Annotated in this window: 8 protein-coding genes and 1 pseudogene; 3 read left to right on the plus strand and 6 right to left on the minus strand. The window is 69.7% G+C overall.

The genetic code is table 11. The annotated features are described in order from the left end of the window. Both ctaD and coxB read right to left on the minus strand, forming a co-directional pair. A complete protein-coding gene (ctaD, locus tag I8J32_RS03560; protein WP_200615144.1) occupies nt 1-1,632 on the minus strand; it encodes a cytochrome c oxidase subunit I in 1,632 nt (543 codons plus the stop codon). 26 nt (nt 1,633-1,658) lie between these two features. Beyond that, a complete protein-coding gene (gene coxB / locus I8J32_RS03565; RefSeq protein WP_407061005.1) occupies nt 1,659-2,642 on the minus strand; it encodes a cytochrome c oxidase subunit II in 984 nt (327 codons plus the stop codon). Nucleotides 2,643-3,145: 503 nt separating this feature from the next. Between coxB and putA the strand changes: the two genes are divergently transcribed. Beyond that, complete coding sequence (putA, locus tag I8J32_RS03570) at nt 3,146-6,310, plus strand: bifunctional proline dehydrogenase/L-glutamate gamma-semialdehyde dehydrogenase PutA (RefSeq protein ID WP_245156480.1); 3,165 nt, start codon at nt 3,146-3,148, stop codon at nt 6,308-6,310. A gap of 244 nt (nt 6,311-6,554) precedes the next feature. On the opposite strand, the gene I8J32_RS03575 is transcribed toward putA, so the two are convergent. Further along, a complete protein-coding gene (locus I8J32_RS03575; protein WP_207526758.1) occupies nt 6,555-7,727 on the minus strand; it encodes an OmpP1/FadL family transporter in 1,173 nt (390 codons plus the stop codon). After that, complete coding sequence (locus I8J32_RS03580; RefSeq protein WP_207526759.1) at nt 7,708-7,953, minus strand: outer membrane protein transport protein; 246 nt, start codon at nt 7,951-7,953, stop codon at nt 7,708-7,710. The genes I8J32_RS03575 and I8J32_RS03580 overlap by 20 nt, the downstream gene beginning before the upstream one ends. A 212-nt stretch (nt 7,954-8,165) precedes the next feature. Here I8J32_RS03580 and I8J32_RS03585 point away from each other — a divergent pair. Both I8J32_RS03585 and I8J32_RS03590 read left to right on the plus strand, forming a co-directional pair. After that, nucleotides 8,166-8,859 (plus strand): annotated as a pseudogene (locus I8J32_RS03585) (rhomboid family intramembrane serine protease). Nucleotides 8,860-9,087: 228 nt separating this feature from the next. Continuing rightward, on the plus strand, nt 9,088-9,405 hold the full coding sequence (locus I8J32_RS03590) for a DUF1820 family protein (RefSeq protein WP_200615140.1): 318 nt from the start codon (nt 9,088-9,090) through the stop codon (nt 9,403-9,405). Nucleotides 9,406-10,127: 722 nt separating this feature from the next. Here the strand turns inward: I8J32_RS03590 and I8J32_RS03595 are convergent. Next, the gene (locus I8J32_RS03595; RefSeq protein ID WP_200615139.1) at nt 10,128-11,462 is read right to left on the minus strand and encodes a S41 family peptidase; all 1,335 of its coding nucleotides are present in this window, start codon (nt 11,460-11,462) and stop codon (nt 10,128-10,130) included. A 177-nt stretch (nt 11,463-11,639) separates the two neighbouring features. Further along, a complete protein-coding gene (locus tag I8J32_RS03600; protein ID WP_200615138.1) occupies nt 11,640-12,887 on the minus strand; it encodes a murein hydrolase activator EnvC family protein in 1,248 nt (415 codons plus the stop codon).

The raw sequence follows: 12,887 nt of genomic DNA on the forward strand, positions 1-12,887 counted from the left end.
TCAGTGCGTGATGTCGCCGTGGGCCAGGTCGCCGTCGCGGATGATCGGCGGCACGGTGAAGGTGTGGTGCGGGGCCGGGCTCGGCACCGTCCACTCCAGGCCGCGGGCCGATTCCCACACACGGGCCGTTGCCGGCGCGCCGCTCTTGAGCGAGCGCCACAGGATGAAGCCCATCATGAAGGGGGTCAGGAACATGCCGAAGGCGCCGATCGAGCTGACCAGGTTCCAGTCCGCGAACACCACGTTGTAGTCCGGGATGCGGCGCGGCATGCCGGCCAGGCCCAGGAAGTGCTGCGGGAAGAACAGCAGGTTGACGAACACGATCGTCCACCAGAAATGGAACTTCGCCATCGACTCGTTGTACATGCGGCCGGTCCACTTCGGCCACCAGTAGTACACGGCGGCGATGATGGAGAACAGCGCGCCGGTCACCAGCACGTAGTGGAAGTGCGCCACCACGAAGTAGGTGTCGTGGTACTGGAAGTCCGCCGGGACGATGGCCAGCATCAGGCCGGAGAAACCGCCGATGGTGAACAGGATCACGAAGGCGATCGCCCACAGCATCGGCGATTCGAACGAGATCGAGCCGCGCCACATGGTGGTCACCCAGTTGAACACCTTCACGCCCGTCGGCACGGCGATGAGCATCGTGGCGAACATGAAGTAGAGCTCGCCGCCCAGCGGCATGCCCACGGTGAACATGTGGTGCGCCCAGACGATGAACGACAGGAACGCGATCGAGGCGGTCGCGTACACCATGGCCTGGTAACCGAACAGCGGCTTGCGGCTGAAGGTCGGGATGATCTCCGACACGATGCCGAACGCCGGCAGGATCATGATGTAGACCTCGGGGTGCCCGAAGAACCAGAAGATGTGCTGGAACATCACCGGGTCGCCGCCGCCGGCCGCGTTGAAGAACGAGGTGCCGGCGAACTTGTCGGTCAGCAGCATCGTCACCGCGCCGGCGAGCACCGGCATGACCGCGATCAGCAGGAACGCCGTGATCAGCCAGGTCCAGCAGAAGATCGGCATCTTCAGCAGGTCCACGCCCGGGGCGCGCATGTTGAGGATGGTGGCGATGATGTTGATCGCGCCCATGATCGAGCTGATGCCCATCATGTGGATGGCGAAGATCGCGAAGGCCACGTTGCTGCCGCCCTGCAGCGACAGCGGCGGGTACAGCGTCCAGCCGCCGGCCGGCGCGCCGCCGTCCAGGAACAGCGTGCCCAGCAGCAGCGTGAAGGCGAACGGCAGGATCCAGAAGGACCAGTTGTTCATGCGCGGCAGCGCCATGTCCGGCGCGCCCACCTGCAGCGGCACCATCCAGTTGGCCAGGCCGACGAAGGCCGGCATCACGCCGCCGAAGATCATGACCAGCGCGTGCATCGTGGTCATCTGGTTGAAGAACATCGGGTCCTTCAGCTGCAGGCCCGGCGCCGCCAGTTCGGTGCGGATGTAGACCGACATCGCCGCGCCGATGATGAACATGACGAAGCTGAACAACAGGTACAGCGTGCCGATGTCCTTGTGGTTGGTCGAGAAGAACCAACGCTCGATGAAGCCCTGCTTGTGCTCGTGGGCGTGGTCATCGTGGTGCACCGGGGAGTGCGTGGCTTCGTATTGCGTGGACATGGGCGTGTCTCGGTAAATCGTTCGAATCAGCCGGCTGCCGCTTCGGCGGCAGGAGCGTCGGTAGAGGGTGCTGCTTCGGGCACCGTCGGGGCGGCCTCGGGCTGCGCCGGGGCAGTACCGTCGGCAGGCGCCGCGTCGGCAGGGGCGGCGTCAGCAGGCGCAGCGGCGGCCGGTGCAGCGGCGGCCGGGGCCACCGGCGCGGGCGGCGCGTTCTTCGCCTTCTGCTGATCCATCCATGCGGCGTACTCGGCCTTGGGCAGCACGCGCACGACGATCGGCATGAAGCCATGGTCCTTGCCGCACAGCTCGGCGCACTGGCCGCGGTACACGCCCGGCTGCTTCACCTCGGTCCAGGCTTCGTTGACGATGCCCGGGACGGCGTCCTGCTTCCAGCCCAGCGCGGGCACCCACCAGGCGTGGATCACGTCGTCGGAGGTGATGACGAAGCGGACCTTGGTGTCCGCCGGCAGCACCAGCTCGTTGTCGACGTCGAGCAGGTAGTTGGCGTGGTTGGCCTCGCGCGCGTCGGCGCCGCTCTGGCGGATCTCGTCGCTCTTGCGGGCCAGGCGGCTGGTGATGGTCACGCCATCGGCCAGGTAGTCGTACTTCCACATCCACTGGAAGCCGGTGACCTTGACGGTCATCTGCGAGTCGCGGGTGTCGTACATGGCCACCAGCTTGCTGGTCGCCGGGAAGGCCATCAGGACCAGCAGGACGATCGGGACCACCGTCCAGACGATCTCCAGCTTGGTGCTGTGGGTGAAGTCGCGGTCGGGCACCGCACCCTTGGAGTGGCGGAACCTGAACATCGCCACGGCCATGGCGCCAAACACCAGGATGCCGATGACGACGCAGATCCACAGCGCCAGCATGTGGGCCTCATAGGCATTGGCCGACTGCGCGGTGACGCCTTCGCCCATGTTGAGCTGCCAGCGGTGTGGCGCGTTGGACCACGTGTCGCCGGACTGCGCGAGCGCGAGGAGGGGGAAGGCCATCGCGGCCATGCCCATCACCCACCGCCCCGCGGTCCACAGCTTGCTACGACCGGCTTTCATCTGTTCGAGCCCCGATAGATCAGTTGATTCGTATGTCGATCCGCGGGCTGCCTCGGTCCGGCGCTGCAAAACGGCAGCATCGGCTCCGGCGGGGGAGCCGCGCGGAAAAAGGTGGCTGGCGGGCCCCGGACCCTGCGAATAACCGGTCCGAGCCCATCACGCCGGAGTCCTCCCTGCCGGGGGCACTCACGGGCGCTACGGAATAACCGCGAAATGGTAGCGACCGGGCCGTTCCGGGGCAACCCGCACGACCCCGACGCCCCGCCCGCTCCGGCCCGCAAATGCGGTATTCCGACTCGAAATGTGCCGAAACCGGCACGGGGGACACTGGGTTGGCGTGCAGGCTCTAAACTAGCGGGCTTCCCCATCGCCCCCGTGGCCCGATGACCCCGCATACCGCCCCTGTAGCCCCGGCCGGCGCCGACGCGAGCGTTCCGCGCGCGCCCGGCAGCCCCGCCCTGATCAGTCCCGAGCTGCCCTCCCCGCCCTCCGGGCCCCGCGCGGCGATCACCGCCGGCTGGGTCCGGGATGAAGCCGACCATGTCCGCGCCCTGCTCGAGCAGGCCCGCCTGCCCGAGGCCGACCGCCAGGCGGCCCAGGCCACGGCCGCGGACCTGGTCCGCCGGGTCCGGGCCCGCGCCCACGACCAGGGCGCGATCGAGGCCTTCATGCGCCAGTACGACCTGGGCAGCGAGGAAGGCGTGCTGCTGATGTGCGTGGCCGAGGCCCTGCTGCGCATTCCGGACCAGGACACCGCCGACAAGCTGATCCGCGACAAGCTCGGCGATGCGGACTGGAAGAAGCACATGGGCCAGTCCGACTCGGTCCTGGTCAACGCCTCGACCTGGGGCCTGATGCTCACCGGCCACCTGGTCGACCTCAACGACGAGACCAAGCGCGACGTCCATGGCGCCTTCAAGCGCCTGCTCGGCCGCGTCGGCGAGCCGGTGATCCGCCTGGCCGTGCGCCAGGCGATGAAGATCATGGGCCACCAGTTCGTCATGGGCCGCACCATCGGCGAGGCCCTGGCCCGCTCGCAAAAGGGCGACAACGCCAACTACCGCTACTCCTTCGACATGCTGGGCGAGGGCGCGCTGACCACGAAGGACGCGCAGCGCTACCTGCAGGCCTACCGCGACGCGATCCACGCGATCGGCAAGAGCGGCGACTTCAAGGGCCGCGAGGTCTTCGGCGTGCCCTCGATCTCGGTGAAGCTCTCCGCGCTGCACCCGCGCTACGAACACGCCAAGCGCGCGCGCGTGCTGGCCGAGCTCACCCCCGGCGTGCTCGAACTGGCGCAGCTGGCCCGCTCCTACGGCATCGGCTTCACCATCGACGCCGAGGAATCCGACCGCCTGGAGCTTTCGCTCGACGTCATCGCCGCCGCCTATGCCGACCCCTCGCTGGACGGCTGGGAAGGCTACGGCCTGGCCATCCAGGCCTACCAGAAGCGCGCGCCGGAAGTGATCGACTTCATCGCCGACCTGGCGCGCCGGCATGGCCGCCGCATCCCCGTGCGCCTGGTCAAGGGCGCGTACTGGGACAGCGAGGTCAAGCGCGCGCAGGTGGACGGCCAGGTGGGCTATCCGGTGTTCACCCGCAAGCCCAACACCGACGTCAGTTACCTGGCCAACGCCCGCCGCATGCTGGAAGCCGGCGACGCGATCTACCCGATGTTCGCCACCCACAACGCGCAGACGATCGCCACGATCCACCAGCGCGCCAAGGCGATGGGCCGGGCGAAGCATTTCGAATTCCAGAAGCTGCACGGCATGGGCGACGACCTCTACGCCGAGGTCATTCCCGCCAACCGCCTGGACGTGCCCTGCCGCGTGTATGCGCCGGTGGGCTCGCACGAGGACCTGCTGCCCTACCTGGTGCGCCGCCTGCTCGAGAACGGCGCCAACTCCAGCTTCGTCAACCGCATCACCGACGAGGACATCGCCATCGACGACCTGATCAGCGATCCGGTCCAGACGGTGTCCGCCTTCGAATCCATCGCACATCCGCGCATCCCGCAGCCGGTCGACCTCTACCGCAGCTACGGCCTTGATAGGAGCAACTCCATGGGCGTGAACCTCGCCAACGACGACCAGCTGCGCGCCCTCGCCGGACAGGTCAATGCCGCCGTCACCGGCGACTGGCGCGCCGCGCCGCTGGTGCCGGGCGCGACCACCACCGGCGCCGCCCTGCCGGTCACCAATCCGGCCGACCGTCGCGAGACCGTCGGCCAGTGGCAGCCGGCCGACAGCGCGACCGTCGAGAAGGCGCTGGCCAATGCCGTGGCCGCCCACGACGCGTGGAACGCCACGCCGGCCGCCTCGCGCGCCGCCATCCTGGAGCACGCCGCCAACCTGCTCGAGCAGCGCATGCCGCAGTACCTGGCGCTGTGCACCAAGGAAGCCGGCAAGACCATCCCCGACGGCGTGGCCGAAGTGCGCGAGGCGGTCGACTTCCTGCGCTACTACGGCGCCCAGGCGCGCGTGCTGTTCAAGCCCGAGGCGCTGCCCGGCCCGACCGGCGAGTCCAACACGCTGCAGCTGTCCGGCCGCGGCGTGTTCGTGTGCATCTCGCCCTGGAATTTCCCGCTGGCGATCTTCCTGGGCCAGGTCTCCGCGGCGCTGGCCGCCGGCAACTGCGTGATCGCCAAGCCAGCCGAGCAGACCAACCTGATCGGCCATGCCGCGGTGAAGCTGATGCACGAGGCCGGCGTCCCCGAGGCCGTGCTGCAGTTCCTGCCCGGCGACGGCGCGACCGTCGGCGCCGCGCTGACGCGCGACCCGCGCGTGGCCGGCGTGGCCTTCACCGGCTCCACCGACACCGCGCGCGCGATCAACCGCGCCCTGGCCGCGCGCGACGCCGCCATCGGCGTGCTGATCGCCGAGACCGGCGGCCAGAACGCGCTGATCGCCGACTCGTCCTCGCTGCCCGAACAGGTCGTCAAGGACGCGATCGCCTCGGCCTTCACCTCCGCCGGCCAGCGCTGCTCGGCCGCGCGCGTGCTGTTCGTGCAGGACGACATCGCCGACAAGGTCACCCACATGCTGGCCGGCGCCATGGCCGAGCTGAAGGTCGGCAACCCCGGCCTGCTGTCCACCGACGTCGGCCCGGTGATCGACGAGGACGCGCTGGGCATGCTGCGCGACCACGCCGCGCGCATGGACAAGGAAGCCACGAAGATCGGCGAGGTGGCGATGGATGCCGACGCCGCGCACGGCAGCTTCTTCGCCCCGCGCGCCTACACGATCGGCTCGCTGGACGTGCTGCACAAGGAGATCTTCGGGCCGGTGCTGCACGTGGTGCGCTGGAAGTCGGGCCAGCTCGACGGCGTGATCGATGCGATCAACGCCACCGGCTACGGCCTCACCCTGGGCATCCACTCGCGCATCGACGAGACGATCGAGAAGATCGCCTCGCGGGTGAAGGTCGGCAACTGCTACGTCAACCGCAACCAGATCGGCGCGGTCGTCGGCGTGCAGCCTTTCGGCGGCCAGAACCTGTCCGGCACCGGCCCCAAGGCCGGCGGCCCGCACTACCTGCCGCGCTTCACCACCGAGAAGACGATCACGATCAACACGACGGCGGCGGGCGGCAACGCCTCGCTGCTGACGCTGGGGGATTGAGCTCCACGCCGGTCAAAAGTGGGATACACCTGCGGCGCCGACCGGGCTGATGCTTCGGTAAGGTGACCGCAGTTGCCGCAGAAGGCCCCGCGCAAGCGGGGCCTTTTTGTTTTCGGGTTGCGGGCGATGTCGATGGCGACGGCGAGGAAAATCGCGGCGACATCGCGGCTCGCCTTCGCCCCGCGCGTTCCCGCCCAAAAAAAAGCCCCGCCGAAGCGGGGCCTTTTTCTTCAACAGTTGAAGCTTAGAAGCGGTACTGCGCCGACACGCCGAACAGGTTGGCGTTGCCGTCGAACGCACCGACCAGGCGCGAGCCGCTCGAGGACGGGATGTTCACTTCCGACGAGTCGATCTCGATGCGCTGGTAGGCGGCGTCGAAGCTCAGGTGCTCGGAGAAGTTCCACGTCAGGCCGATCGAGTACAGCATGCGGTCGTCGTCGGGCAGGCGCGGGGTGCGCGTCTCGATGTGGGTCGGCGTCTCGTCCATCGTGATGCCGCCACGCAGGGTGAAGGCGTCGCTGATGTCCCATTCCGCGCCCAGCGCGTACATCTCGGTGTCGTTCCACGCGAAGGGTTCGACGGTGTTGGGCTGGAACGGATTGGCGTAGTCGATGTTGACGCTGCGCAGCGAGCTCCAGTCGGTCCACTGGGCGTCCGCCATCATGCGGAAGCTGTCGGAGAACGCGTAGGTGACGCTGAGGATGTCCACGCTGGGCGTGGTCAGCGGGGCGCTGATGTCGCTGTCGACGAAGCCGTTGCCCAGCACCAGCAGCTGCGCGCGCTGCGCCGGCGGCAGCAGCGGGTTGGTGGCGGCCAGGCGGTAGAGCGACTGCGCGGCGGTGAACTGCGCCGGCGCGGTGAAGTCGGCGTCGCCTTCCAGGTCGTGGTCGATCTCGGAGCGGTGCGAGTAGCCGATCGACAGCGAGTCGGTGGGCTTGAACTGCGCGCCGAACAGCCAGCCGATGCCGCTGGAGTCGCCGGACACTTCGGCGAAGCCGTCGTAGCCCTGCGGGATGCCACCGGCCGCCGGCGGCAGGCCGGTGCTGGCCATGATCGTGCCGAAGTCGACGGCATTGGAGAGCGTCACGTCGGCGCGCTCGTAGATGAAGCCCACGCCCAGCGAGAACTTCTCGGTCACCGCGACGGCGGCCGACAGGGTGAAGTCGATGGTCTTGAGGTCGGACTCGACGGCGTTGTAACGGCCGACCCAGTCGCGGTCGTATTCGGTCTTCAGGCCGAAGGGCGCGCCAACGCTGGCGCCCAGGGTCAGGCCTTCCAGGGCACCGTGCATCGGGAACACCGCGGCCATGTTCGGCACTGCGGTCGCATCGCCCGGGTCGCCGCCGTCGCCGCCGGTGAGCGGGGTGCCGGCGCCGGAAACGCCGCCGCCTTCGAAGTCAGCCGAGAGGTCGATCACGGTCAGGTCGACCTGCAGCGTGTTCTTCTCCCAGGTTCACCATGGCCGCCGGGTTGTTGGTGACGACCGAGGCGTCGTCATCGGCAGTGGCAACGCCGGCCTGGCCGCGGCCGAGGTTCTTGACGCTCTGCTCGCGCAGCTGGAAACCGGTGGCGTGGGCCTGGCCGAAGGCCAGAACGCCCGCGATGCCCAGGGCCAGTGCGGTGAAACGGTTTGCTTGGTTCATGCGTGTACTCTCCAATGGACTTGTGTATTTCTTCTAAGTCTTCCCTGGTCGTTGAGCGCGGCGCCGGCCTGGCCGTTGCCGTCACGCGCCGAGACCCCTCCCGACGTACGACACCGTATGCACTATAGCGTGGGCATTAACCGGATGCTAACAACCCGGAATGCGGGGCTCCCGCGGCCGCCTGAACAGGCAGATGGCGCTGCCGCATGAGCATGTTCGTGTCGATCCCGTCGCGCGAGAAGGCGCCGTTCCGCTGGGCGGTGCCCGTCCTGTTCGTGCTGCTGTGGATGTGCTTCCTGGGGTTCACCGTGCTGCCCGATGCCGGCCAGCAGCGCCTGATGCTGGACTGGGGCGCGCTCTCCGGGGCCCCCGCAGGCCGCGGCGGAGTGGCTGCAATGGCTGATCGACGGCCGCATCCTGCGGCTGTTCACCGCGCTGTTCCTGCACGCCGACTGGGCCCACCTGCTGGGCAACCTGGTGTTCCTGCTGATCTTCGGGCTGTCGGCCGAACGGGCGATGGGCCCCTGGCGGCTGCTGGCGCTGTTCCTGCTGGGCGGCGCGGTGGCCAACCTGGCGGCGGTGATCGCCATCGGCACGCCCGACCGGCTGATCGTGGGGGCCAGCGGCGCGGTGTCGGCGCTGATCGGCGCCTACCTGTTCCTGTTCCCGGGGGCGAAGCTGGGGGTGGTCCTGCCGCTGGGGCTGTTCCTGCAGTTCGTGCGCGTGCCGGCGCCGCTGCTGATCGGCGTGTGGGCCCTGCTGCAGCTGGTCTTCACCTTCATCGGCCCGGCCTTCGGCGCCGTGGCCTGGTCTGCGCACCTGGCCGGCTTCGTGTTCGGCGGCGTGTTCGCGCTGATCGCGCGGGCGGGCATCGCCCGGCGGATGCGGCGCAAGCGCGGGTTCTGACGGCGCGCGCAGGCGCCGTCGATCCTGGCGTCGGGGTCCGGGCGAATCCTGAAACGCTCGGCAGCCGCCAGCCTGGTCCGGTCGGGGCTGGAAAATCGGCGCAAGCTTGAAATCGCCGATGGACAGCCGCATCCCGACGTCACGGCCGCCGAACCTCGTGCGCGCAACGCTGTCGTCCACGCCTGTCGAAATTCGCCGTCCGCCCGTTCCTTCGGTTTCCCCCCGCCCATGAAGCCCCTCTACAAGATCACCTTCCTCAATGCCGGCAAGATCTACGAGCTCTACGCCCGCAAGGTCAGCGCCGGCACGCTGTGGGGGTTCACCGAAGTGGCCGAGCTGGTGTTCGACCTGCACGACGGGCTGGTGATCGACCCGACCGAGGAGCGGCTGCGCGACGAGTTCGGCGCCACGCGCGTGCTGCACCTGCCGATGCAGAGCATCGTGCGGATCGAGGAAGTCGAGCGCAAAGGCCAGTCGGCGATCCGCGACGCGGCCACGGGCGAGAAGGTGGTGACGCCGTTCCCGCTGCCGGCCAAGCCGCGCTGATCGCCAGGCGGGCACCGCGTCTGGTCCGATAGCCCGGCAGTAGGGGCGGCTTCACGCCTGCCTGGCAGCTCAGCTACTCGGGCCTGCAGGGCGACGTGCGCCAGGCGCACGGGCTCTCTCCTTCCGAGGACGCATATGCGGACCATGGGTCCGCGCGTCATCGAACGCCAGCAGGCGGTGCCTGCTGGCCGGGACGGTTGGGATGGGGAAGGGACAGCTCCTTCCCCCGTTTCACCGGGGAAGGCTGAGATGGGGAAGGGACAGCTCCTTCCCCCGTTCCACGGGGGAAGGTTGGGATGGGGGCGCGCCGCGCAGCGGCGCGTCAGATCGCCGCGCCAGACTCCGGCGATCGGCGATCGGCCGCAGTCGAAACCTGTGGGAACCGCCGTCTGCGCATAGCGATCAGTCGCCTGCCGAAAGACCCTCCGCGTCTTCCGGAAGCCGTGTCGCGCCTTCGGGAATCCCTGCAAGGATTCGGGAATCCGTTTTCAGCCTTCGGGAATCCGGTTTCAGTCTTCCGGAAGCCGATTTCGGTCTTCCGGAATCCGTTTCGAGCCTTCCGGAAGCCGCTCCAGCCTTCCGGAATCCAATTTCGGTCTTCCCGAATCCAATTTCGGTCTTCCGGAATCCGTTTTTTGTCTTCCGGAATCCGTTTCGCGCCTTCCGGAAGCCCCACCAGCCTTCCGGAAGCCCCGCCGGCCTTCCGGAATGGAATCCCCGCGTCAGCCCTTCGGCGGCGGCGGGGTGCCGGCGACGACCTTCTTCAGCTCGCCCAGCGCCGCGGTGATCGGCTCCTCGCCCTCGAGGACTTCGCCGGCGTTGGTGCCGGGCACGTCGTCCTCTTCGCCGGCCAGGTGGCCGCGCAGGCTCGCCTCGGTGTAGCCCGGCCGCGCGTTTTCCGCGTCCTTGGAAGGATGGATGGTGACGTCGGGCACGATGCCCAGGGCCTGGATCGACTTGCCGCTGGGGGTGAAGTAGCGCGCGGTGGTGAGCTTGACCGAGTCGCCGTTGTCCAGCGGCAGCAGCGTCTGCACCGAGCCCTTGCCGAACGTGCGGCTGCCCACGATGCGCGCGCGCTTGTTGTCGCGCAGCGCGCCGGCGAGCACTTCCGACGCGCTGGCCGAACCGGCGTCGACCAGCACCACCACGGGGGCGCCGCCGCTGCGGTCGCCGGGCGTGGCGCCGAACTGCGCGTCGCTGATCGGCACGCGGCCGCGCGTGCTGACGATGTCGCCCGATTCCAGCAGGCTGTCGGCGATCTGGACCGCCGAGGTCAGCAGGCCGCCGGGGTTGCTGCGCAGGTCGATCACCAGGCCGCGCAGCTTGCCGCCGGCCTGCTCGTTGAGGCGATCGAGCTGGCGGTCGAAATCGGCCGCCGTGTCGGCCTGGAAGGAGGCGATGCGCAGGTAGCCGTAGCCGGGTTCGAGCATGCGGCCGCGCACGCTGACCACGCGGATGGTCTCGCGGACCACGGTCACTTCCAGCGGCTTGGTCTGGCCTTCGCGCAGGATGGTGAGCACGACCTTGCTGCCGGGCGGCCCGCGCAGCGGGCCCGAGCTGTCGCCCTCGTCGGGCTTGAAGGGCTTGCCGTCGATGGCGGTGATCACGTCGCCGGCCTTGATCCCGGCGCGCGAGGCCGGCGTGTCGTCGATCGGCGCGATCACCCGCAGGCTGCCGTCGGCCTGGCGCTGCAGCTCCACGCCGATGCCGTCGTAGGCGCCGCGCGAGCTCTCGTCGAAATCCTCCGCCGCGCTGCGGTCCAGGTACACGCTGTGCGGGTCCAGGTCGAACAGCAGGCCGCGGATCGCCGCCTGCATCAGTTTGCGGTCGTCGATCGGCTCGACGTAGGCCTCTTTCACCGCGTTGTACACCGCGACATAGCGGCGGATCTCGGCCAGCGGCACCTTGGAGGCGTCGGCGTCCTCGGCGTCGGGCGACTCGATGGGCGCCGGATCCTCATCGCGCTGCTGCGCGGAGGCCGGCACGCAGGCGCAGGCCAGCAGGAGCGGAAGGGCTAGGCGGGATACGGCAAGTGAGGCCGGCGGGCGCGCGCGCATGGGAGAACTCCGGGGAATCGACGACGGTTGGACCGCGCGCCGCGGCGCGGGTTCGGTCCGATTATGTCGGCATCGCGGCCCCGTGGGCCGTCCGGGCCGGAACGGGGCCTGACCGTACGGGCGATGGAGTGCGCAGCGCGTCGGCACGCCGTGACCTGGAGCGGCCGCGCGCGCGGTTCAGCGACGCAGCCAGCTGCCCGGATCCACCGGCTGGCCGTTGCGGCGCAGCTCGAAATACAGGGCGGGGCGGCCGTGGCCGCCTGAACTGCCGACCGAGGCCAGCGTGTCGCCGCGCTTGACCGCGTCGCCGGCGTCCTTGAGCAGGGCGTCGTTGTACGCGTACAGGCTCATGTAGCCGTTGCCGTGGTCGACGATCGCCAGCAGCCCGTAGCCGGTCATCCACTGCGCGTACACCACGGTGCCGTCGGCCACCGCCTTGACCGGGGCACCGGCGCTGGCGCCGATCAGCAGGCCCGCGCTGGGACGCCCGTCGGGCATGCGGGCGCCGTATCCGGCCAGCAGCGCGCCCGACAGCGGCCAGCCCAGTCCGCCGACCTGCGGCGAAGGCGTGGCGGCCACCGCGACCGGTTCGCGCGGCGGCGGCCGGGGCGCGCCAGCCACGGGGCGCGGTTCGCTGGCCTTCTTCGCCGCGGCGGCCCTGGCGGCCTTGGCGGCTTTCGCGGCGGCGGCCCGGCGCTGGGCCTCGGCGCGGGCCGCGGCCTTGCGCAGCTGCACCAGCAACCGTTCCAGGCCCTTGGCATCGCGTCCCAGCGCCTGTTCGCGGCTGCGCCGGTCCTGGTATTTCTCGTCAAGCTGCGCGACGACCACCACGCGGCTGCGGCGGTCCTTCTCCAGCTGCTGCAGCTGGCCCTGCTGGATGGAGCGCGTGCGGTCCAGGGCCTCGCGGCGGGCGAGGATCTGCGCCTGCAGCGCGTCGACTTCGCGCAGCTCCTCGCCCAGCTGCGCGATGCGGCGCGCACGGTCGGCCTGCACGTAGCGGTGGTAGGCCAGCACGCGCTGCGACTGGGCGACGCTGTCGGGGGCGAGCATGGCCTTGAGCGCGGGCGCTCGGCCCTGCGCCTGCGCGGCGCGCAGCAGGCGCGCGAGTTCGGCGCGCTTGTCGGCCAGGCCGGCGTCGAGCTCCGCGCGCCGCTGCTGCAGGTCGCGCAGCGCGGCCTGGTCGCGCGCCAGCTGGCCCTGGATGTCGCGCAGTTCGCGCGCGGACTTGCCGACCTGTTCGTCGGCGTCGCGCAGGCGGCGGGCGGCGTCGCCGCGCTGGTCCTCGATGCGGCGGCGCTCGGCGGCGATCTGGTGCAGTTCGCGCTTGACGTCGGCGAGCCTGCGCTCGGCCTCGCCCGCCTGCGCCCGCGCCGGCGCAGGCCAGGCGGCGCACAGCAGCAGCAGGGCGACCAGGCGCAGGAGCAT

It is taken from the genome of Lysobacter solisilvae (assembly GCF_016613535.2).
GTDB lineage: Bacteria > Pseudomonadota > Gammaproteobacteria > Xanthomonadales > Xanthomonadaceae > Agrilutibacter > Agrilutibacter solisilvae.